The organism is Gemmatimonadaceae bacterium (assembly GCA_036003045.1).
In the GTDB taxonomy this organism is placed as follows: domain Bacteria; phylum Gemmatimonadota; class Gemmatimonadetes; order Gemmatimonadales; family Gemmatimonadaceae; genus JAQBQB01.
Window position 1 is genome coordinate 86,421 of sequence record DASYSS010000032.1, and the last position, 23,611, is coordinate 110,031.

General features: G+C 64.8%; 15 protein-coding genes. 3 read left to right on the forward strand and 12 right to left on the reverse strand.

The window, feature by feature from the left end; genetic code table 11:
- Positions 1 to 2: 2 nt before the first annotated feature.
- Positions 3 to 1,574, reverse strand: coding sequence for an alpha-L-arabinofuranosidase C-terminal domain-containing protein (locus tag VGQ44_07455; GenBank protein HEV8446639.1), 1,572 nt, complete (start codon positions 1,572 to 1,574; stop codon positions 3 to 5).
- Between the two features lie 296 nt (positions 1,575 to 1,870).
- Entirely contained in the window at positions 1,871 to 3,559 is a 1,689-nt protein-coding gene (locus VGQ44_07460) for a serine hydrolase domain-containing protein (GenBank protein HEV8446640.1), read from the reverse strand.
- 307 nt (positions 3,560 to 3,866) lie between these two features.
- Here VGQ44_07460 and VGQ44_07465 point away from each other — a divergent pair, with 307 nt between their 5' ends.
- Both VGQ44_07465 and VGQ44_07470 read left to right on the forward strand, forming a co-directional pair.
- Positions 3,867 to 4,745, forward strand: a complete 879-nt coding sequence (locus tag VGQ44_07465; protein HEV8446641.1) for an alpha/beta fold hydrolase — start codon at positions 3,867 to 3,869, stop codon at positions 4,743 to 4,745.
- A gap of 717 nt (positions 4,746 to 5,462) precedes the next feature.
- A complete protein-coding gene (locus VGQ44_07470; protein HEV8446642.1) occupies positions 5,463 to 5,729 on the forward strand; it encodes a hypothetical protein in 267 nt (88 codons plus the stop codon).
- Between the two features lie 90 nt (positions 5,730 to 5,819).
- Here the strand turns inward: VGQ44_07470 and VGQ44_07475 are convergent, their stop codons facing one another.
- Positions 5,820 to 5,975 carry a hypothetical protein gene (locus tag VGQ44_07475; protein ID HEV8446643.1) on the reverse strand — a complete coding sequence of 52 codons (156 nt, stop codon included), beginning with the start codon at positions 5,973 to 5,975 and terminating at the stop codon, positions 5,820 to 5,822.
- Positions 5,976 to 6,834: 859 nt separating this feature from the next.
- Positions 6,835 to 7,497: a hypothetical protein gene (locus tag VGQ44_07480; protein HEV8446644.1), complete on the reverse strand. Its 663-nt coding sequence runs from the start codon at positions 7,495 to 7,497 to the stop codon at positions 6,835 to 6,837.
- Positions 7,498 to 7,905: 408 nt separating this feature from the next.
- On the opposite strand from VGQ44_07480, the gene VGQ44_07485 reads away from it, so the two are divergent.
- A complete protein-coding gene (locus VGQ44_07485) occupies positions 7,906 to 8,427 on the forward strand; it encodes a hypothetical protein (protein ID HEV8446645.1) in 522 nt (173 codons plus the stop codon).
- A gap of 489 nt (positions 8,428 to 8,916) precedes the next feature.
- Here VGQ44_07485 and VGQ44_07490 read toward each other — a convergent pair whose 3' ends face one another.
- The 8 genes from VGQ44_07490 to VGQ44_07525 all read right to left on the reverse strand — a co-directional run bounded on the left by VGQ44_07490 (position 8,917) and on the right by VGQ44_07525 (position 23,315).
- Entirely contained in the window at positions 8,917 to 9,594 is a 678-nt protein-coding gene (locus VGQ44_07490) for a porin family protein (GenBank protein HEV8446646.1), read from the reverse strand.
- A gap of 425 nt (positions 9,595 to 10,019) precedes the next feature.
- Positions 10,020 to 10,415 (reverse strand): Ig-like domain-containing protein, encoded by a 396-nt coding sequence (locus VGQ44_07495; GenBank protein ID HEV8446647.1) that lies wholly within the window; start codon positions 10,413 to 10,415, stop codon positions 10,020 to 10,022.
- Positions 10,416 to 11,031: 616 nt separating this feature from the next.
- Positions 11,032 to 13,581: a vitamin B12-dependent ribonucleotide reductase gene (locus VGQ44_07500; protein ID HEV8446648.1), complete on the reverse strand. Its 2,550-nt coding sequence runs from the start codon at positions 13,579 to 13,581 to the stop codon at positions 11,032 to 11,034.
- 524 nt (positions 13,582 to 14,105) lie between these two features.
- On the reverse strand, positions 14,106 to 14,582 hold the full coding sequence (locus VGQ44_07505) for a gamma carbonic anhydrase family protein (protein ID HEV8446649.1): 477 nt from the start codon (positions 14,580 to 14,582) through the stop codon (positions 14,106 to 14,108).
- Positions 14,583 to 14,878: 296 nt separating this feature from the next.
- Positions 14,879 to 16,966, reverse strand: a complete 2,088-nt coding sequence (locus tag VGQ44_07510) for a hypothetical protein (GenBank protein ID HEV8446650.1) — start codon at positions 16,964 to 16,966, stop codon at positions 14,879 to 14,881.
- Positions 16,967 to 17,248: 282 nt separating this feature from the next.
- Entirely contained in the window at positions 17,249 to 18,559 is a 1,311-nt protein-coding gene (locus VGQ44_07515) for a hypothetical protein (protein HEV8446651.1), read from the reverse strand.
- 23 nt (positions 18,560 to 18,582) lie between these two features.
- Complete coding sequence (locus tag VGQ44_07520; GenBank protein HEV8446652.1) at positions 18,583 to 21,645, reverse strand: hypothetical protein; 3,063 nt, start codon at positions 21,643 to 21,645, stop codon at positions 18,583 to 18,585.
- Positions 21,642 to 23,315, reverse strand: coding sequence for an N-acetylmuramoyl-L-alanine amidase (locus VGQ44_07525; protein ID HEV8446653.1), 1,674 nt, complete (start codon positions 23,313 to 23,315; stop codon positions 21,642 to 21,644). Before VGQ44_07525 ends, VGQ44_07520 begins: the two co-directional genes overlap by 4 nt.
- Positions 23,316 to 23,611 lie beyond the last annotated feature (296 nt).

A 23,611-nucleotide genomic window follows, 5' to 3' on the forward strand; every position in this document is an offset into this window, starting at 1 on the left:
TATCACCGAAGCTCGAGGACGATCACGGAATGCGCGGGAAGAGTGACGACGAGCTGTCCGTTCGCCACGCGCGCCCCGCTGAATGGCACCGGCTTCACGACGTCGGGATGCTCGAAGCTGTTGAAGGCGTCCGTCGTCGCGCCGGTGAGGACACGCCCCGTCGCGCTGCTCACCCTCGCGCCCAGCACGTCGACGGTGACGGTGCGCGCGCCGGTCGGATCGAGGTTGCTCATCGTCACGTGCATCACGCCATTCCTGTCGCGCGACGCGGATGCGCTGACGGCCGGCACGGAGTCGGCGCCCAGCCTGTACCAGCCCGCGCTCGACACCGTGATCGGCAGAAGCACGGCGTCGTGATGTACCGTGTAGAACTCGAACACGTGGTACGTCGGCGTGAGCAGCATCTGGCTGCCCTGCGTCAGGATCATCGCCTGCAGCACGTTCACCATCTGCGCGATGTTCGCGCCCCGCACGCGATCGGCGTGCTTGTTGAAGATGTCAAGCGACGCCGCGGCGACGACCGCGTCTCGCATCGAGTTCTGCTGATACAGGAAGCCGGGATGACTGCCCGGCTCCGGATCGTGCCACATCCCCCACTCGCCGACGATCAACGCCACGCGCCGGCGCGGATCGTATCTGTCCATGATCGCCGAGTGGCGCGTGATCATCTCGTCGACGGCGAGCGCGTTGCGCATCGCGCGGAACCACTGCGCTTCGTTGAACCCCGTCGCCGGACCCTTCGAGGCCCACGACCCGGCCAGCGTGTAGTGGTGCAGGTCGAGGCCGTCGATCATACGCCCCGCTTCACGCATCACGACTTCAGTCCAGTTGTAGTCTGCGTCAGCCGGACCGACGGCGATGCGGAACGCGTGCGTCGTGCCGTATCCCGGGAGATACGTCGCATAGCGTTTCAGCTCGTCGGCGTAGTACTCCGGCCGCATGTTGCCGCCGCATCCCCACGCCTCATTCCCGAGCCCCCAGAAGCGAACGTTGAACGGCGCCTCCTGACCGTTCCGGCGGCGCAAGTCGGCCATCGGGCTCGAGCCGGGATGATTCACGTACTCCCACCAGTCGTGCATCTCCTGTACGGTCCCGCTTCCGACGTTCCCGACGATGTACGGTTCGGCGCCAAGGGCCTTCACGAGCGCGAGATACTCGTGCGTCCCCACGCCGTTGTCCTCCGTTACGCCGCCCCAATTCGTGTTCACGATGCTCGGCCGCTCTTCAGTGGGCCCGACGCCGTCGCGCCAATGATAGGTGTCGGCAAAGCAGCCACCGGGCCAACGGATGTTCGGCACCTGGATCGCTTTCAGTGCCTGGATGACGTCCTCGCGCATCTTCCACGGCCCCGCCCCGCCCGCCTTGCTCGTCGACCGCGACCAGACGCCGTCGTAGATCAAGCGTCCGAGGTGCTCGGCGAATTGGCCGTAAATGTGGCGGCTGATCGTGTCCCGGCCGCGATCGGCGTGCAGCGCGAGCTGCGTTTCCGTCTGCCCGAGGACCGGGTCACTCACGCCCACCGCGATCAGGGCGATGAGGGCGAATCGGCGAACGGTCGAGTTGATGGATGTCACGCGACGAAACTACGATCTGTCGATGTTGGGCGCGAATTTGAGTTTCGCTTAGCGTTACGACGGCTTGCCGGCCACTCTGAGTTCGAGTGGCGGGTCGAGTACGGCTGTCCGCTCGAAATCGGACGTCTGATTTCTGACGTCGGACATCAGACCCGGCGTTGGTACGACGAGCTTTCGGGAACTCTCGCGCTCCTTCGTGTCACGAAGGGTCTGACGTCAGACGTCAGATGTCCGACACCGATTTCTAGCGGACAGCCGTACTAAACGTGGCAAGACAGACTTCAGAATGGCCGGGGTCACTTCCCCGCCCCGGCCACCCGATCGAACCGCACCCGCCGCATCCGGCCGTTCGTCACCTCGAACCCGCTCACCTGCCCGTTCTTCCGCGTGAACTCGATCGTGTACCCGCCCCCGAGGAAGCCGTCGAGAAACACTGGGCGCGCGACCATCGGGCTCGACGTGCCCGTGCGCAGCGCAATCGTCGAATCGGTGGCGACGCTCACGACGTAGCGCGCGTTCACCTCGTCGCTGAAATACTCCCCGGCGTAGGGAGCGAGCGTGCTGCGCGATGCGACAATCGGCGGGCGCCACTCGTACGGCGTCGGACGCGGCGCACCCGGGATGTTCACGTCGAAGCCGGCGTGCTCGCCCGCTCTAAACACCGCCACCCGTCCAGTTTCAGAGCGGAACCGATCCTCGGCCAGCGCGACGAGCGGCGGCGCGTTCGGCGCTCGGCTCTGATACAGCTTTCCGTCGCGCGCGATGAGCTCGACGATCGTGCGCGTCGTCGGTTGGATGTACGTCCCCACGCGCTTGGCGAGTGATGCCGCGGGAACAGCCACCGCCTGCTGCGCGACGTCGTTGCCGGCGTTCGATGCGACCGTCGTCGCCGGCGCGAGGGCACTCGCGAGGTAGACGTCGGCGACGCCGCGGGCGAGCCCAGTCGTGTTCGCGGTGGACGTGTTGCACGCGATGGCGATCGCGAGGCCCTGTTCCGGGAATCGGCCGGCGTAGCTCCGATAGCCCGCGTCGGCGCCGTTGTGCTCGATCACGCGCGCGCCGCGATACGTCCCCATCGAGAGGCCGAATCCGTAGCCCGTGGAGTCGCCGTTCGTGAGGCGCGCCTGCGTCTCCATCTGCTTGAACAGCGCGCGATCGCCGACGACCGGCTTGTCGAAGTTGTTCTCCCACTTGAGGAGATCGCCTGCCGTGGTGAACAAGCTCGTCGCGCCATAGACGTCGAAGTTCGGCACGCTCACCCGCCAGCTGCTGCCGCGCGGCTGATAGGCCGAGGTCCGGTTCGGCACGAGCATGGTGTAGTCGTCGTGAAAGTGCGTGCTCGTCATGCCGAGCGGCTTGAAGATGCGCGCGTCGGCGAAGTCCCTGAGCGACTGCCCGCTCACCCGCTTGACGATCACCGCGAGCAGCGTGAAGCCCGTGTTGCTGTAGAGGTATTCGTCGCCCGGCTTGAAGTTGAGCGCCTTCTGCCGCGGCACTATGTCCATCACGTCGGCCTCGGTGATCCGGTCCTCCTCGAACCGCCCTCGCGCCAGGCCGATCAGCTCCCACTGGTCGCGCAGCCCGCTGGTGTGCGTGAGGAGATGACGGATCGTGATCGGCGTGCCGTAGTCTGGGATCTCGGGCAGGTACTTTCGGATGTTGTCGTCCACCGAGAGCTTGCCGTCGCGCGCCAGGAGCATGATGGCCGTCGCGGTGAACTGCTTCGACACCGACGCGACGTGGAAGATGGACGACGGCCGGATGGGCGTCCCCGTCTCGAGATTCGCCATGCCGTATCCGCGCTCGTAGATCGTGCGGCCCTCCTTGCTGACACCGAGCGCGCAACCGGGAGCGTCGGTGTCGCGGAACGCGGCAAAGACGCGATCGACCGCGCGGTACGTCGTGTCCGTCCCGCCTGCCTGCGCGGCAACCGGCCGGGAAAGGAACAGAAGGCCCAGCGCGGGTACAGAACTGAAGCGACGCATTCGCCCTCCGGCGATACTTCACGAACGCGGTCTTCACCGCGTTTAGCGAACATTACCGCTCAAAGCCGCGTCCGAACAGAACAACCCCGTCTGAAGACGAGTGAATCCAGAACGCCAGCAGCAGACTCGCGGATGCTGGCGGATGCGATTGTGGGGGGAGGGGGGCAGCTGGGTCTGATTGGTAACGTCGACGACATCGTTCGGTCGGTGAGATCGGCATAGTTTCGGCACTGGTGACTTTGCGTGCCGTTCGTTCAATTCGCACGCGTTCCTGCCGAGGCGTCCCACGTCGTCACTCTCGAATCGAATGTCAGCGGCTGCCCACGCCGGACTGTTCGGCTGTTTGCTGGTCGCGACCGGCTGCGTCATGGCGCGGCCCCATGGTGCGTCTGTCGGGGCTGCCCCGAACGATCTCGGCGCCGTCAGCGTTACGTACGCGAGCGCTTCAGGTAGCAACATCCACGCGTGGCTGGCCCGCGGAATCCTGGGCGGCGGATCGGTTCTCCTGCTGCACGGTGTGGGCGAGAATCGCACGAGCATGCTCGCGCGCGCGAGATTCCTGCACCGTCTCGGGTTCACCGTGCTCGCTCCCGACCTGCAGGCGCATGGCGAATCGCCGGGGGACCACGTCACGTTCGGCGCGCGCGAGAGCCTCGATGCCGCGGCGTCGATGACATTCCTCCGCGGCGCGATGCCCACCGAGCACGTCGGCGTGATCGGCGTCTCAATGGGCGGCGCGGCGGCCTTGCTCGGACCCGGCCCGCTGGACGCAAATGCATTTGTCCTCGAGTCGGTCTATCCAACGATTCGCCAGGCGGTGAGCGATCGACTCGGCACCTGGCTTGGTCCACTCGGCGGAGTGGCTCGCTGGTTCGCGCCCGCTGTGATTCACTTTGTGGGCAACGACGTCGGCGTTACGGAAGGGGAGCTGCGCCCGATCGATCGCATCGCGCTGTTGCACGCGCCGCTGTTGTTGCTTGCCGGGACCGCGGATCCGTATACGCCGATCGTGGAAGCGGAGTCGCTCTACGCGCGAGCCCCGGCGCCCAAGGACTATTGGGCCGTGCAGGGCGCGGGACACGAGGACCTGTACGCGTACGACACCGCCGAATACGAGCGGCGCGTGGGAGCGTTTTTGGTTCGAGCGCTGCGCGCCGAAGGTCTGCGCCCGGCCTCAGCCCCATGATCGTCGTCGGCGCCGCTCTCACACCATTGATCCAATTCGGGCGCGGCCGCCCTTTTCACCGTACGGGCCTGCTGAACGCGACGGGTCCGCGGGGAGTGTCGGCCACTCTGAGTTCGATTGGCGAGGTGAGTACGGCTTTCCGCTCGAAATCGGACGTCTGATTTCCGGCGTCGGACATCAGACCCGGCGTTTGCGCGGCGGGCCTCCGGCGAACTCTCACGCCCTTCATGCCACGCCGGGTCTGATGTCAGAGGTCCGATATCTGACACCGATTTCTAGCGCGCAGCCGTACCAACCCTAGCAAGCCAGACCCCGGAATGGCCGGGATCCAGCCGCCGTTTCACGCCGTTCATCGCGCGGGCGGCTGTCTGAACTCAACCGCCGGCACGGAATCGTAGGCTACTTCGTGGTATGACCTAGTTAAATACTGTGCGAACTACGCCGCGGCCGTCGCCGTTGACGCAGTTGCCGCGACCGATGAACTCACCGCAGGTGACGGTGCCTACATCGTATGCAACGGGAGTTCATGGTGAATGGGCTCGCTTGGCTCGGACTGCGCCAGGAGGTTTCGCGGGCATTTACATCGAGGCAGTACCGCGAGACGCGCAGGGGCGGCCAGAACGAGCGCCCCGAGTCGTAGTCCGGCTCGTCCGTACTAACGAGAGGAGCATCGCACTCCACGTCCTCCTCCCACAATTGTCGCCGACGTTCGGTGGAATGGCGATTGACAGCGCGAACGTCCTCGTCGAATCCGCGAAGTGGGACTCCGGCCAACTCGATGACTGGCGACGCTATCTGGACAAACGCGTCGGCGCCTATGGCGTGCTCTCGGCCGGCACCGACGAGGCGGCGAACCGGATTCGCGACGGTGTGCCGGACGCCGCCTCAAAGAAGACCTTGATGCGCCGTCTCGTTGAGCTCCGGGTGCCCTGCGGTCTCGTCGAACGAAAGATCGAAAATCCCCGCCTTGCCCGCGCGCACTAGCACCGCATCAGCGCCATCCGTCGAGGCCAATCTCGCCCGGACATCAGATGTCTCACATCGGTTTCGGCGTTTACGGCGACGCCTCCGCCACTACTTGTTCACGCGAAACTCGACGAGAGCAGCTTGTGTTCCGCCGACCGGATCGATGCGCGCGTGGGCGAGCGGGCCCGGGATGATCAGAAGCGTTCCCGCGGCCAATGCTATCGTTCGTCCCTCGGCACGCAGTTGCACGTTCCCCTTCGCCATAAACGAAAAGCTCAGTGGGCGTCGCCGCGGGATGCACATCGATCGACTCGGTGACGGGGCGCCATCGCACATAACTCGTCCGGCCGTCGGGTGTCTTTCCGTCAGCGACATCCACACGCGTGACGAGTTGTTGGCCAGCCGGAACCGAGACGGCCTCCTCTGCGGCCGGAAAGGTGACCTTGGGGCGCGGGGGAACGAGATCGGGGCGCGGGACGGCGTGGAACTCGAGGAGAGTGATGGTACCGCTCCCGCGATTCGTGAACGAGTGGGCCACGTCCGCCGGGGCGACGATCCCGGACCCGGATGGGAAGGGCTCGGCGCGGTCGCCAACTTTTATCTCGGCAGTGCCGGCGAGTTGAACGTCGGCTTGCTCTCGTGTGTGGTGGTGAAACGCGGTCGCGCCGGGCGCTGTCCAGATCGCCGAGCGACACGGCCGCGGTCGCGCCGTTGACCGTCCACACATGGTTGCCGGCCACGTCGAACGAAGGCAGCGACCGCATCACGCGAATCGCGATGTGATTCGTCGGCGGGAAGTACAGGGTATCCTGCGCGTGAGCCTGAGTCGCGCCGAATGATCCCAAGACTGACAACGACCAAGCGAGGGCACCGGTGCCGCGCATCTTCTTATCCTCGGCCGAGGAGTTTTGGAGAGAGTCGCATGATTCTGACGTTTGCGCAAACGCGCCAGCCCGTGGTCGGAGCTGAGACGCCTCCCGGCTCCAACCCATTCGCGGTGCTAAGCCGCGCACCCTATTCCGCGCGTAGAGTGTCGGCGAGATCGACACGCGGCGCCTGACGGCTGATGACCCCAACCGGGGGTTTCGCAGCTCCCTGCCTCCGACTCTCAGCGCCGCCGCGTTCAGCAACCCCGCACAGTGAAGAAGCGAAGAGGAACGGTGTTGGGCGCGGGCCGCCCGAGCACCACCATCGAATTCTCGCCCTGCGGGAACGCCTGCTCTCCCAGATCGAGGACGACCGAGGATTGGTTGGAGAACGTGATCCTTCCGGAATCGGTCGGCACGCTCACGAATCCACTCGCCGCGCCGAACGGGGTAAATGGCGTGAGAGCGGCGCCGTTGCGCGCCATGTCGAGCGGGGCCGTGGTCGCGGCCCCGTGGAAGAAACGCAACCCGGCCGTGTTCGCGATCGGCACGAATCGATTGGGCAGCTGCGCGAACTGAACGGTGCCGGCCGCATCGGCGAAGGCGACGACCGTCACGTTGGTTCCCGCGAGGAGCACCGGCGTGAAGAGGATCGTCGCTCCGGTCGTCGCGTTCGTCACGGCCAGCGCCGGCACGTTGGACAGATCGATCAGCATGCAGCCGGTTGCGTCACCGAACGCGAGCGTCGCATTCGCCGGGCCGGTGATATTGCCGGTGAAGATCGCAAGCGGCGTGTCCGTGTCGTTCACGAAGCGAACGGTGACGGCGTCGAGCGTGTGTACGACGTCGTTGTCGGAGTCACTACAGGCGGTGGCCATGAGCGCGAGCGCGGCGATGGCGACGCGAGACGGGCGGAACATCAGGACCTCTCTCTCAACCGAAGCTGACACCGCCTGCGGCGACGCGCCGGGCGCGGCGGGTGACCATGCGGCCCCGAAGCGGTGAGGAGGGCAATTCGCGGTCCGCGTTCTATACGGGTGTGGTCGCTCACCGCTTCGGGTATGATTGGTCTATGATCGGGTTGCTCCTTGTCGTCGCGCTCAGCGGTCAACCAGCCACGCCCACGATCGCGCGTTTCGGTGCAGACCTGTGTGCGCAACACGACAGCGTGCGCGCACTTTTTCCGGCAGTAGACGGCGACGCTGAGTTTGAAGTGGTCGCCCGTCTGTTCCCCGGCGGCTTTGGCGGTCTGACGACAACGTATTTCCAAACCGCCGGAGGTGCTCGACGCGATGCTCGCACGAGCGGGCTATGTCCACGCAGGGTCGATGCCGACTCGCCCGAGCCATGGTGGGTTCGTCGAAACCCCCACCGAGAATTTCCAGGGTCAATACTGCAATGGCTCGACGGTGGCCACGTTCGCCACGCTGGATTCAGTCAGGTCTCCGCTCGTCGTAGCGATGTATCTCGTCGATGGAGAAGGCGCGCGGCAGACATGTGGTCCGGAGCGAAGCCGGATGATGCCGCAGAGCGTTCCAGTCACGGTGCCGCGTTTGTCGCCACCCGCCGGCGCGGTGGCCATCGGCGCCAGCAGCAGCTTCGGCGGTTCGCGTGGCAACATGACGACGACTTTGCGCACGACGATGCCAACGGATTCCATCCTGGCGCACTACACTGCGCAACTCGCGGCCGGAGGTTGGAAGGCCGAGGGGCGGCCGGCTGTCGGCGACGGTGCTGGAGTACAGCGGTTTTCATTCCGCGAGGGGCAAGATGCTTGGACGGCCGCGTTGATCGTGCTGGGCGGCGGCAGTCGACGCGAGGTTCTGCTGCAGGTGACGAGAGCGGACTAGGATGGACGAATCAGGCCTCGTCGCAACGACTGGCCGAGCGACTCATCGTTTCAAGATTCGATTCCAGTCGATTCCGATCCCGGTCACTCGAAAACAGCCCCGCCAACGCCGCATTTCGCTTGTCCATAATCCGCCGAGCCCACGCTCGCGTGGAATCGCCAGCGCTTTGGAATGGGAGCGATCCGAATTGTCTCAGGCCGTCGATGTCCGTCATCGCCGCTTGAACGATGCGAGTGGCTCGGCTCCGCTGATCGTCGGTAGTCCGGATCCCGGCGAACGCCGAATCGACCTGCACGCGCGCAAACCGATCGGACAGCCAAGGTCCGACGCGGATGGTGTCGCCGGAACGAGGGTCTACTCCCGTCAGGCAACCGACGACTTGGCCGCTCGCGGCGCCCGCCGACAGAAGCGAAAACGCTAAGGCCAAGCCGACCTGCGCGGTTGCTCGCATTTCCGCATCCATTCACTCGATGAAGAACGCGCGTGTGTTCATTTGCGAAACGGCCACTCGAGTGTGCCCATGAACGACAATACGCGATTCTTCGAATCGGCGTCTGACAAGAACCTCACAAATCCCACGTCGTAGCGCACCCCGACGGTCATGGTTCTGCCGCCAACGCCGAAGGCCAGGCCGCCGCCGACTATTCCGTCGACATCCGTGTGGCTGTAGTGGACTCCCGGCGACGCGCGTTGCCCAATCGCCGCGAGCGAGTCGCAAGTGAGCCTGGACTCTCGCATCTCCAGACCCCCTGGAACGTAGGAGATGGCGTCGTACGAGCAGCTCGCCCTGTACGCGAACGCGGGACCTCCATAGACGAACGGCTTCACACGGCCGAAACCGGGGACGGCGAAGCGCGCGAGCACGGGAAGCTCGAAATAGTCGACTTTGGCCGTCGCCGAGTTCGAATTCCAGTGTGCCCCTTTCATCGTGAACATGAGCTCCGGTTGGATGGCGAGGCTCGGTGACACAGGGAACACGGCCATGAGCCCGACCGCGAAGCCAGTGCGGTTTGACGGGCTCTCGGAACCGCTGCGGGTGAGCGTCGCCAGATTTGCGCCGCCGATGACTCCGAAGCGCAGCGTCGACTGTGCGTTGGACTGCGAGAGGGACGGAGTCCACGCAATGGCCACGAGAGCGGCACTCAGGAACAAATCACGTGGGCGCATGATGCCTTTGGCCTCGTGGTTGGGGGAGAGACATTCGATGCGGCCATACCCGCACTCAAACGCAACTGAACGGCTCTAGGTGATCCCCACGTGATGCCCAAAAGTCCCAGCGGTCCGGAGAAGGCGGGAAAATCCGCCGGACATTTGCGGGAGGTATCGCGGCACAAAGCTCGCCGTTGAGTATCGCGGAACAGTCGTAGGCGATTTCAGCGTCGATGCCAAAGCCGGGTCGCGTATCTCTGCGAAAGTTGACGGCGACTTCTGCGAGCGGATTCGATCGCCTAGCGAAATCACCGCCGACGCCATAAGTGGGGCCGACGGAGGCATCCATGGCCCAAGTGACGCCCGTTTGGGCACCAGCCGCATGAACGACCACCAGCGCCGCGATCGCCGCGAGAAACCGGCCCGCGATTCTGAGGAGCGAATCAAAGCGAATCACGTGCGGCCAAGAAAACACTAGTCGTCGTGTACGGCACGACTTCCAGGGCCATCGCTACTTGGACGCCCTGACTGCCTGTTTCGGTGCCGATGATCGTCGCGTGGCCGATGCTCCGCGCACGTACCAGTCCCGCGATCGAGTCGACGTTGGCGATTGTCGTATCACTCGACCGCCATCGGAACGTGGCCGTAGACGGCCCGGCTGGGCAGGGCGTGTCCTTCGCCACCGCTCGCAGCGTGTCTCCAAGGTGTAGGGTCGCCGACGATGGCGAAACGGAAACGGTCCCGCTGCAGTCGATCGCCGGCGTGTTGGTCGGGGTGCTCGCCTTACTGCACGCTACGACGACGAGTCCAGCCAAGGCAACGACGCTGCGCACTCTCATTGGCGTCTCATGATATACGAAGCCTTCTACCTGCCGAACGTGCGCCGCCGCACGGACCGACCTCTGATAATAGGCGGTTGACATGGTTGATCGGAAGCGTCTTGATTGACGCGTACAGCCAGGCGCTGACTATCAATCATGAAGCGCAGCATGTCGATCTCACGCGGCGCGTTCTTAGCGGCCCCCCAATGTGGAGATGTGTTTGGGTCAGGTGCATCACCTTGAGCGCCCGGTCCCAAAGCCTCCGTCCACTCCTCCTCCGTTGGCGCGACACCGTCAGCTGCCGGTTGGGTCCGAGCGATGAGGTACTGGAGGTATTCAACGGTCGGTAGGAAGAGGGACTCCTCCCCATCTAGCTCGTTCTCCGACCTGATCTCCATGAATAGCAGCAGCAGGCGGATCGGGCCACGAGCAAAAACCTCGTCCGGCTTCTGGCGGACCCCGTCGTTGGCCTTTTTTTTCTTCCCGTGCCTTCTTTTCGCTCATGTTGAGAGACTAACACTGACGGCCGAATAGGGCGGCACAGTCACGGCCCCAGACGGTGATGAGCGCCGGAGAGGCGAAAATACAAAACGGCGCCGACGGCGCCGTTTTGTAGATTCGTCTGCGGAAAATGTCACCCGCACTCACTAAACCCGCACACATGGCACTTCACGCACCCCTCCGCATACTCCATTTGCGACCCGCAGTCCGGGCACGTCCCGATGTACGCCTCGCTCGATTTGTGTAACCCGAAGAGCGCCTCCGCTTCCGCCTGCGCATTCCCCTGCGGCCGCATGGCAGCCGGAACCTGGTGCGTCATGCTCTGCGTCATCTCACTCACCGGCGCACTCGGCGTTCCGCTCGCCGGAGCCGCGGGTGGCATGAGCTCTTGCTGAACACCGGTCACCCGGTCGCGGTGCCACTCTTCGATCGCGATGCCGATCGCGTCGGGGACCGAGAGGACCTTGTTTGGACCGAGGCCCACCGCGCGATCGCTTGAAATGCCACGTAGTTGTCGGTGGACCTCGGTAATCGGAATGCCGGATCTCAACGCCAACGAGATCAAACGGCCCATCGCTTCGGTATCGGCCATCGCCGATCCGCCGGCCTTGCCGAGGTTGATGAACACCTCGAACGGCTGACCCTTCTCGTCTTCCGTGATGTTCACGAACATCACGCCGAGGGGGGTCTCCTTCCTTATAGTAGTGCCGCGGAGCTTGTCCGGACGGCTCCGCTTGGCGCGGCGCTGGAGGTTCTCGGCTTCTACCTCGTACAACTGGCGCTTGAGCCTATCGACCTCGGCGTCGCGCTCCGCGATGCTGCTCTTGAGGTCCGCGACGAGCGAGCGATCCTCTTCTCGGCGCGGTGCGCCGGCGGTGTCTCGCGCTTCCTTGGCCTTTTCGGTCGCACCAGTGCTGAGGACTTGGTTATCGCGACTGCCATCGCGATAAACCGTGACGCCTTTGCACTTCATATCAAAAGCCATCTCATAAATCTTGCGCACGTCCTCGACGGTCGCGGTGTGCGCGAAATTCGTGGTCTTTGAAATGGCCGAGTCGCAGTGCTGCTGAAAGGCAGCCTGCATCTTGATGTGCCATTCGGGGGCGATCGCGTTCGCGGTGACGAAGACGCGCTGCCACTTCTTCGGCACTTCGGGGTGTTCGACCGAGCCGGTCTTGGCGATGCGCTCCATCAGCTCGTCCGTGTACCAGCCCTCGGACTTGGCGATGGCGACGAAGTCTTCGTTCACGTCGGGCATCATCACGCCGGCCTGGTTGCGCATGAACGCAACAGCGAACAACGGCTCCAGCCCGGAGGAACAGCCCGCAATAATTGAGATCGTGCCGGTCGGCGCGACAGTTGTAACATTACAATTGCGAAGCAGCTGCATCGGACGAATGCGCTCGCCCTTTTCGTCGCGCGCGCACGTTTCGTCCGGGCCCCAGATGCTCTTGGCCCACTCGGCGAACGGTCCGCGCTCGCCGGCGAGACGCTCGGACTCTTTCTTCCCTTCGACGTCGACGAACTCCATCACTTTGCGGCCGAATTCCACACCCTCGGGTGTGTCGTATGCGATGCCGAGCCGGACGCACGCGTCGGCGAAGCCCATGACGCCGAGTCCGATGCGGCGGATGCGCTTGGAGAGCGCGTCGATCGCGTCGAGCGGGTACTTGTTGACGTCGATGATGTTGTCGAGGAAGTGCGTGGAGAGATGGATGTCCGCCTTGAAGGCGTCCCAATCCAGCTTTCCGTCTTTCACATAAAAGCCGACGTTGATCGAGCCGAGGTTGCAGACGTCGTAGGCGAGGAGGGGCTGCTCGCCGCACGGATTCGTCGCTTCGTATTTGCCGAGGCTCGGGACGGGGTTGTAGCGATTGGCTTCGTCGACGAAGAAGACGCCGGGCTCGCCGGTGCGCCACGCGCCGAGGATCATGCGATCCCAGACGGTGCGCGCATCTTGTTGCCCGACGGGCTTACCACTAGAAGGATCGACGAGGTCGTAGGTCGTCCCCGCCTTGACGGCTTCCATGAACTTCGTCGTCACCGCGACGCTGATGTTGAAGTTCGTCACCTGGGTGAGGTCTTCCTTGCAGGTGATGAACTCGAGGATGTCGGGGTGGTCGACGCGGAGGATGCCCATGTTCGCGCCGCGCCGCGTGCCGCCCTGCTTGACCGCGTCGGTGGACGCGTCGTAGAGCTTCATGAAGGAGACGGGTCCCGACGCGACGCCCGTCGTCGAGCGGACCATCGATCCCTTCGCGCGCAGGCGCGAGAAGGAGAAGCCGGTGCCGCCGCCCGACTGATGGATGAGCGCCATGGCGCTCAGCGTGTCGTAGATGCCGTTCTTGCCGTTCGCGAGCGCGTCTTCGACCGGGAGCACGAAGCAGGCGCTCAGCTGACCGAGCGGACGGCCGGCATTCATGAGCGTCGGCGAGTTGGGCTCGAACCGGCGCTGGGTCATCAGCTGATAGAACTGCTCGGCGACCTTCTCGACCTGCTTGTCGGCCGAGCCGTAGCGCCGATCCGCCTCCGCGACGACCGTCGCCACGCGCCAGAAGAGATCTTCTGGCTGCTCGACGGGCTTGCCCTTTTCGTTCTTCACCAGGTAGCGCTTTTCGAGAACGGTGCGCGCATTGGCGGAGAGCGAAACGGGGCCCGCGGGCGGGTTGACGGGGAGAGGCATCGGGAGTGGCTCCGGAGAGACGAGTGCGGTGGCGGAGTGCGGAGACCTGGTACGAGCGCGGAGGCGGCGTGCGGAGGCGAAAACAATCGACCGTGAGATCGATTGTAACGAACGAGTTGTCTGGGCTTTACCGCAGGAAGGAACTGCGGGGCGGCATTCTATTCATGTTCGTGATTCCACGCCAGTAGTAATGTAAGGGCTGGTGGAAGCAGGAGTTACGAAACCCACATCACAAAGGCGCGCGGTGGTGTAGTTCGAAGTTGATAAGCGCGGTGAGCCGCGCGCCGGTGGACGGGTGGACGGGTGGACAGGTGGACGGCAAACCGCTCCAACGTGGCGTAAGAGCCCGCCCCGGAACGAGTTTCGCCGTCGCTTCAGATGTGAACTCGTCCACTTCTCCACCCGTCCCCCTCCGTCATGCTGTCTTGACGCTGTCGTGATGATCCGGGGGCAACTTGCCTCCAAACACGTCTATGGGGTTCCCGTCCACCAGTCCACCCGTCCACCCGTCCACCCGTCCACCCTCAAGCCAGCCTATACCGGCCTTGGAGCTCCACATACGACTCCACCGTCTTCCGAATCCGATCGCGGTCGGCATCGGTGGTTTCACGGATGACCTTGCCGGGGACCCCGAGCACGAGCGAGTTGGGCGGGATTCGCATTCCCTCACGACACACCGCGCCGGCGCCGACGATCGAGCCGGTGCCGACGTGCACACCGTTCAACAGAATCGCGCCCATCGCGATCAAACAATCGTCTTCGATCGTCGCGCCGTGCACGATCGCGCGATGACCGATCGCGACGCGGTTGCCGATGCGCGTTGGAATTCCGTCGTCGACGTGCACGATCGTTCCGTCCTGCACGTTGCTGTCGTCGCCGATCACGATCGTATCCGAGTCGCCGCGGATCACCGCGGTCGGCCACACAGAAACTCGCTTCCCGAGAGTCACGTTGCCGGTGACGATGGCGGCGGGATGAATGAACGCGGTGGGATCGATCACGTGGAGACGAACAGTAGCGAAACTGCGCGTGGGCGCAATTTCTCGTGTGAAAAATCACGCCGGAAATAACCGTTGACTTTTTCGGAGATCGCGGCGCGCGAGCGAAGATCGCGTCATGCGACGCGAGCCAAGCTGCGAGCGACAGCTGCGAGCATCAGCTGCGAGCTGAATGCGCGCCGCTTCTGCGCTGTTTGGGCTCGAGGCTCCTGCTCGCAGCTGTTGCTCGAGGCTAGGCTCGAGTGGTCTTTCGAGATGCTCGCCGAGCGGAGCCAGCGCCGCCAAACCGCCGTTCGCACCTACGAGATCGTCAAATTCCCCAGATAATCCTCGAGCTCTTTTCGCGCCGCGTCTCGTTTGGTGGTCAACGCGTCGCGGTCGTTGTGCAATGACTCGAGCGTGGACTCCTGCTCGTTGAGCTTCGCGAGCAGCCGCTGGTAGTACTGCGTGTTGTTCGAGACGGTCTTCATGTTTTCCCTGATTCTGCCCTGCTCTGCCGTTATCCCATTAACGTCCTGGGTCCGCGCCGCGATTTGGCGGTCGAGATCGGTCACGGCGTTCTTGAGCGCGATCGCTTTGGCGATGGCGTCGCGGACGTTGGCGGGGATGGCGCCGGTGCGCTGATAGACGAGCAGCTGGGCGACGTCCATCGGCAGCATGGCGAGCGATTCGTTCTGGACCGACTGCTCCTTGACGGTGAGCGTGGCGACTTTGTGCGCCGGCGCGTCGCCCTTGAAGCGGTAGACCAGCGGTGTCGTCTCGAGCGGCTTGGGCGTGTCGGTCAGCGTCCAACCCGGGTGCACGGGATGCTCGATGATGATCGCCTTGTCCTTTCCGCTCTTGTTCTCGAGCGCGTACGACCTCGACATCTCGACGTGGCGCTCGACGATGAGAATTCCCTTGAGGACGCGTGCGGTCGTGACCGACATCGCGGTGCCCAACGGTTTGGCGGTCGCCAGCGCCTCGAGGTCGACGCCGTAGCTGAGGAGACGGTCCTGTCCGGGCGGCAGGTCGTCGATGCGCGCGTCGCCGGCGTAGCCCTGGTCCATGACGGTGAGCGGGCCCTGCAACAGATGCTTGCCGCTCGTGTTCTTCATCCGCACGCCGTTGAGCGGATGGCTGGCGAGAACGCCCTCGTTGTAGATCGACAGTCGCTCGACTTCGACGCTGTCATTCACGATCGGCAGCATCGCGGATTTGTGGCGCGCGAGCGTGACGTTGCCGACGGCATACTGGAAGAGCTCACCCATGCGTCCCGAAGAGCCCAGTGGCTGCACGGATGATGCGGCGTCGAACGACGCACCGGCGGCGCCCCCCACGAGAATTTCACTGAGTTGGGCCACGTCGGGGCGGCCGTTGGCGTCGTAGCCAATGCGCCGGGGCGCAGGGGAAGCCGCCGGGGAGTTGGCGGTTCCTCCGGCCGGTCCGCGAAGTCGAAGCATGTCGGCGCCCTCGCTTTTCGCGAGTGCAACGGAATCACGCGCGTTGATCGCGTCATCGTACGTCTGCGGCGTGAGACCGGCATACAGCTCGGGACGCACGACCGGGCGCGTCGCGTAGAGCGGCCGATAGAGATCCATCGTGAACGACACCGGGCGACCACTCACGAGCGAGAGCGAGACGTTGTTCCAGTCGGCTTCGGTCTGGTTCTCGACCATGGCCCAGCCCTGGAGATACGCCGAGCTCTTTTCGCCGAGCAACAGCCGATAACTCGTCTTCCAAATCGGAGTTTCGACGACATACCCGATGCGGACGTGGCGATCGCCCGTGCCACTAAAGTTGATCGTCACCGGCTTCTTGTCCTGGTCGCGCGCCTGCACCAGGGCGCTGAGCGCTTTGGTGAGCTCGTCTTGGAGTTCCGGATCGTCGAGCGTGAGGCTGGCGATCGACGGCAGCTCGATCGAGCGAATCGAGGCGCCGCTCAGGAGGTTGAGCACCGGAACTTCGACGGGCTCCTCGCCGCGCTCGGGCGCCTTTTGCCGGCGCTCGACGCCGAGGATCGTGCCCGTGAGGTGCTCGGTCGGCGCGGCGATCGTGACCCGCGCGCCACGGAGCTGATTGAGCAGGTCGGCGAGACTGGGATTGCGGGTGATGTCGACCTGGAAGCTCTTGAGCGTTTTGTCGAGCGGGTCGAGCGACGGATAGGTGATCGCGCCGACGCGTCCGCCGTCCTGATCCTGCAGCACGAGCGACTTGAGGATGTCGTTGATCTGGCTCGTCTTGAATCGCAGCTCGGTGGACGCGTTGCCGCGGACGGTGCCAGCGTGCTCGAAGTAGCCGACCCCCGACGAGAACAACATGACCTTCGTGACGGGAACGCTCTGCGCTCCCGAAATACCGAACGCGGTGAAGCACCCCGCGACCGCAAGCCGCAATTGCGCGCGCATGACGACCTCGTCTCCAGTAGATACTAATGTCAACTCGGCGTATGGCCGATTTCGCCACATGCCCTCAAGGAGACGCGCGAGACGGCGCCACTTGCACACCGATCGGGTGCAACGTTCTGTGTCGGGCGGGCTACGATGGCAGGCGACCAAAGCGCAAACGCGGATGAACGCAGATTTGAAAATCGACTTACGCAGATGTGCTAGATGTCATCCGCGGTATGGTCGTTCGATCCGCGGTGATCCGCGTTCGTGCTTTTTCCGAGCCCGCACCGCACATCGGACCTACTTCCGATAGACGATCTTCCAAATACGTCCGCCCTTGTCGTCCGTGATGTAGAGAGCTCCGTCGGGCCCCTGGGCGAGGCCGACCGCGCGATGGGCGGCGCCGGTGGGCGAGAGGGTTCCGCCGGCGAAACCGGTGGCGAAGGGGGCGTAGGTCGTGGCTTGGCCGGTCTTGAAGTGGAGGAAGACCACTTCGTAGCCGTCCTCCGGCATGGGACGGCGGAAGGACGAGCCGTGGAAGGCGATGAACGCGCCGCCGCGGTAATCGGGCGGGAACATCGTGCCCGTGTAGAAAAGGATGGACATCGGCGACCAGTGCGCCGGGAAGGTCACGAGCGGCTGGATCAGGTGATCGCAGCGCTCCGTGCTCTGACCGTCGCCGCCGTACTCGGGCGCGAGCTTTCGTTCGTCTTTCAGATAGTCGTAATAACAGTACGGCCAGCCGAAATCGGCGCGAGCGGACGCGATGCGAACCATCTCTTCACCGGCGGCTTCGGCGGCCGCCACGTCCGAGAACACCGACGGCCATCCCTCGTGCAACCCATCTCGGCCGTGCGACACGGCGATGACGGTCGAGTCGAGGGGACTCACCGCGAGCGCGACGGCGTTGTGCAAGCCGGTCGCGATGCGGGTGCCGTTGGCGAGCGTCTGGCGCGGGGGATCGAGCTTGAATTTCCAGATGCCGCCGCTCGTCTCGAGCTCGGGACACGGATTCTTGCCCGACGCTCCCGGTTCCTGGCTCGTGGCGCAACCATTCGAGTTGGCGCCGATGTTGACGATCAAATTTCCTTTGTAGTCGATCGCCAGGCTGTGCGATGGAATCTGCCGCTCGGCGAGCCCAGTGATCATCGTGTCCACCCGCCCGCGAGTGCCGAGCATCGCGGTCAGGTGAAAGCGGAGAACTTGGTCGGCGGTGGACGCGATGAGTGTCGAGTCGCTCTGCAACGCGACGCCATGCACTCCCGTCTCGCCGAATCGCTCCTTCAGGTCGGCGTGGCCGTCCTTGTTCGTATCACGCAGCGCCAGCACACCGCCCGGTACGCGCCGCTGATCCACGATTCCGACGTAGACGTCGCCGTTGGAACGCACGACGATGTGGCGCGCGGGTCCGACGGTGTCGGCGAAGACGAGGGCGCAGAATCCCGGTGGGAGTGTGATGCTCGCGTCGCAGGAGTCGTCCTTCGCGGCTGCGGTGTGGGAAGCGCAGGCGGCGGCGAGAAGAAGGGTGGACAGGTGGACGGGTGGACGGGTGGACAGCCAACGAACGGCGCGACGGATTGTGGCGGATGCCGTTCCCGTCCACCTGTCCACCCCTCCACCCGTCCACCGGCCGTTCAGAAGTACACTCCCGTCACCGCATACACCTGGACGGCCCTCTGGCCGAACAGTTCGCGATTGTAGGTCGGCGCGACGACGCCCAGACGGAATCGATAGGCCGAGTCCCACGAGAGTACGCCGAGGTTGACGTTGAGCTCTGCACCGGCCGACGCGATGTCGGTGCGTGTGGTGAGGAGCGGGTTGAACGTATTGCAGACCTCGCGCCCGGGGGCGACGTTCGGACACCACGCCGAGCCGACGTCGCTGAACAGCGTAAGCGACGTGCGGTCGAAGAAGAACGGCAGAATCCCCACCGCGTCGCCGATCATGCGGAGCGGAGCGCGATATTCGGCCGTGCCCGCGAACGCGCGCGTGCCGAAGAGCGTCCCGGATGGGAAGCCACGGACGGGAAATGTCGATCGCCCTTCACCGACGGTGTAGCCAGGCACGATCTGGAAAGTACCGCCGCTGACGCCACCGACGACGTAATACCCGTTGGCGTTGACGTCGGCCCATCCCACCGCACCGCGCAGGGCGATCACGTGATGGGCGAAGCCGGGGAGGTCGAGCGATTTGTACAGTGAAAGAATACCGACGGTGCTGAGGCTGGCACCGCCCTGACCGGCCGGTCCGCTGCGCAGCCGGTCGCGCACCGTGGCGTTGAATTGAAAGCCGTCTTCGGGCGAGATGCTGAACGGCGGACGCTGATAGTTCGCGTAGCCGAGCGCGGCGGTCAGCGTCGGGAAGCTGGGACTGCCGAGCTCACCGGCGGTGTCGAGCTGGGCGATCGAAACCGGCGCGGTCGTCGTATGCGAACGCGATTCGACGCCGAAGCCGCCCGAGATCGAGAGCGCGGATCGCACGTGTTGGCGAAGGTAGGTCGCAAGGAAGTCGGCTTCGCGAACGCGACGGAACACCTCGCCGATGATTGGCCGGCCCGGCGTGGGCGCGAAGACGCCGCCGAGCGACTGCCAATCCTGAAACGCATCGACCGAAAGGATCGGAAGGCCGAGGCCGGCGTACTGATATGAGACTTCTCCAACGATGCCGGTGTTGTTCGTCGGGAAGGCGACCTGCGCTTGCATCGAGTGGCGCCCGATGACGTCGTCGCCGGTCGTGAGCACGCCGATGCGGTAGCCGCCGTCGATCCCGGGGTTGATGACCGGGAGCCAGTAGCGCGGATAGAAGCTGTACCACGCGTGGTATGGCCCGACGCGCGTCGTGTCGTTCGTGATGAGCGGCGCGACGCCGGCGTGGGGAAGCGTGTCGCGATAGTCGGGGACGGGCGTTCCCGAGTTGGCGTCGTAGGTACCGACGCCGAGGTGGTAGCCGTTGATCCGGAAGTCTATAGCAGCGAGGTGTGTACCCGTGATCGACGGGACCGGGTCGAACACGCCCGTGACGACGTCGCTCAAGCGCCGCGTCGAAGCGCCCGCGAACGTGTGCGTGTCGGCGAATCGCTCGACGTAGATCTGCGTCGCTCCGTCGCGGTCGGAGTTGTACATGACTCCCGCATCGCCGGGGAGCCAACTCGGCGATCGCTCGATCGAGCCGCCGCTCGAGACGAGGTGGAGGATGCGGCCGAGCGTGTCGAGCACGACGATCTGCGAGACGTTGCCGCGCATCCAGCGCGACGCGACGATGCGATCGCCGGAGTGGGACCAGCGCGGCTCCGTCCACCACTCGTCAAAGCTGCCGGTGGTGAGCGGCGTGATCGTCTTGCCGTCGGGCGAAAGCCGAACGAGATGCGTGGCGCCCGCGGTGATCTGCGAAGCGACGATGGCGCCGTCGGCGCGGACGTCGGGCGTGGTGAGGCGTTTTCCGTATGTGATTCGGTGCTGGCTGCCGCCGCGCTGCACGTACAGGTCGGATCGCTCTTGATACGGATTCACGAACTCGATCTGCGAGAAGAGGAGATCGCCGTTGGCGAGCCCCAGGTTGGGCGAAATGCCGTTGCGGCGCCCGATGCGGTGCTCCTTACCAGACAGGTCGACGCGATACGCTCCGAAGGTCTGCCGTCCGGGACCGCCGCTGTAGAGAATGGTCGAATCGCCGAGCCAGCGCGGGGAGAACGCGTATGGGCCGTCGCGCGTGAGCTGCCGCCACGCTTGCAGCGGCCGAGCGCCCGGTTCGCGGATGGTTCGCGCGATGGAGTCGCGGAACTCCGACCAGGCCTTCGTGAACGAAATGCCGAATCCACTCCGCGCGGGAGGATTCAGCAGGTATGGAATCAGATAACCGCTCTGCGCCTCGACGAATTTGCGGATGGTCGTGTCGCCGCGGGTCTTCGCGAGGTAGTCCATGAAGAGCGAGCCGTAGGCGTATGCGGCTTCGCCGAACGGATAGCGCGGCTGCCCGAGGCTCCACGCGCCGATACGCGGAAAGGCCGCGTCGACCGTGGACGATCGCGCGATCATCCGGTGCTCGGATCCTTCGACGCGGCCGGCGCCGGCCAAGTGCGACTCCTCGTAGACGGCGAGACCCTCGAGGATCCACGACGGCGCGTACAGGTTCGGGAAGGTGGGTGGCGAGCGGCCGAAAACATGTTGGCTCAGCGCCCAGATGCCGCGCACGCGATCGAGCTGAAAGATGTGCGTGAGCTCGTGCGTGATCACCATCTGCGTCCAATCGTTCGTGTAGCGCAGCGCGGATTCGGTGGCCGGCGGATTGGCGTAAACGACGATGCGGTTCGACGGAAAGGACGTCGCGGATCCGTTGGAGAAGTCCACGTCGTCCGACAACACGACGTCGATCATCCCGCGCGGCGGGTGCATCTCGTGCGACAGCTGGTCGTACGCACGCTCGGCGTCTGCCGCGAGGCGGCGGGCGAGCGGTTCGAGCGGCGGATTGAAGTTGATGCGGAAGTGGCGCGTGGTGAGGGTGCGCCAGGTGAGGTTCGGAGCTTGGCCGGCGGCTGTGCGCGTGAGGAGAATTGCGGCGAGAACAAGGTGGACGGGTGGACGGGTGGACAGGTGGACGCGAAACAGCCGAGATGTCAGTCGCCAGACTCGAGGCGCGAGTGGGCGTCGTCGGCGCTTAGCCGTCCACCCGTCCACCCGTCCACCCGTCCACCCGTTCACTGCGCGATGGACCTGAAATACGCCTCAATCCCGTCGGCGACCCCGCGAGCGTAGCGTTCTTGAAATTCCGGCGTCTTGAGTGCGTTCTCTTGTTCAGGAATCATCAAGAACGCTCCTTCGCAAATGAGCGAGGGCATCCAGGTCGTGCGACCAATCGCGATGTTCTGGTAGTGGACGCCGAGGTCGCGGAGGCCCATCTCGGATTCCATGCCGGACTGCACGAGTCGCGCGAGCGGTTCGGTCTGGGGATGGAAGAAGAGAGTGCTCGTGCCGACGTTCGGGAAGGGATCGACGCCGTCGCCGAACGCGTTGAGATGAATCGAGACGAGGGCCGCGGAGTTCGCGCGCCGCGCGATGACCGAGCGGAGATGGAGGTCGACGGGATCCATCGTCGTCCGCGTCATGACGACGTGGGCGCCGCGCGACTCGAGGATGTCGCGCAACTTGAACGAAACGGGCAGGACCGCCACGGCTTCGGTCAGGCCGGTGGGACCGAGCGCGCCGCCGGGCGGGTGTCCCGGATCGACGGTGATGGTGAGTCCCTCGAGCGGCCGCGCCGCGGAAATGCGCGGCGGCCGTCTCAAACGCAGAACGAAACCGCGCGGATCGAAGAGCACCAGATAGCCGTAGGGAGGACGCGAGAGCTCGATGTCGAGCCGAATTCGATCCGAGCCGACGGGCACCCAGTTGATGACGCGGATGAACGGCTCGTTCTGGAGATACTTGATCGTCTCCGGCGACGCCTGCGTCCCATAGAGCGTCAACGACACGTGCCGCGTGTCCTGCTCCACCAAAAACGGGGGCGCCGATGAAATCGGCAGCACGAGATCGACCCACTCGGCCGAGGGGACGACGGACATGGGGCCGATGGTGCGATGCGGGGCGGGATATCCGGGCATGAGCGACTTCACGTTCTCCGAGTCCACCCAAACCTCGAGCTGAGAATCGAGCCGCACACGGACGTTGTCGCCGACGCGACCCGTCTCGAGCACGATCGTGCCCGGCACGAACATCCATTTGTATGTGCCGCCGGGCGTCGGCCGGCCGATGACGTAGGCGTCGGTGTCGCGCTGGGCGATCGTGTCGCCGAGCATCACGTAATGTGCCGGGCGCGGCTCGTAGATCTTCGCGAGCTCCATGCGAATCATCTCGCTGCCGCGGGAAACGACCAGCTGACCGCCGTTCCGCAGATCGACCGCACGCACGTCGGTCGCGTAAAGATTTCCGCCGAGGTAGACGAGCGGCTGATTCATTCCATTCGTGACTACCGACGCGTCAGCGTCGGGCGAGGCGCGCACGCTCACGCGAACGAGCTCCTCGTCGCGCAACGCGCGATAGCCGCCGCGCGGTGAGACGCTCGACGAATCGATCGCGAGGCGACCAGTGGGGGTCGAGAGGTCCGGACGAGGGGGTGGAACACGCACGCGCACCACGGCACGCGAGCTGTCCGTCGGCGTGCGCGCGACAAGCTCGTAACGCGGGGCAGTCGGCGGAGGCACCGGGAGGAACGCCAGGAAAGCACCATTTGGTGCCACCGGAACGGGCGTCCCATTTATTGTCAGCTCGGCGTGGCCGTTGCCGACGGAGCCGAAAATGAAGTTGGAGTCGCGGACGCTGATTGCTTCGTTGGGGGACGGGAACTGCACCTTCACCGCGACGGGACCTTCCACGAGCGGTATCGGCGGCAAGGGTGCCGGCCGAGTGGCGTCCCTAGGAGGTAGCGCCGCAGCGGGCGCGACCGATGGATTGGCAGCCGGCGGGCTGGGCGCCGCGGGCTTTGCCGACGTCGGGGTCGGCGTGGGAGTCGGCGTCGGCAACCGGCCGGGCGAGCTGCATGCGGCGGCGAGGCTCAGGGCCGACGCAAGCGAGACGAGGGGATCATGGGCGCGGAGACACACGGTTCGCATGCGATCGGAAAGCTATTTGGACCCGGCCAGGCGACGATAGGACGCTCCGCACCACCTCC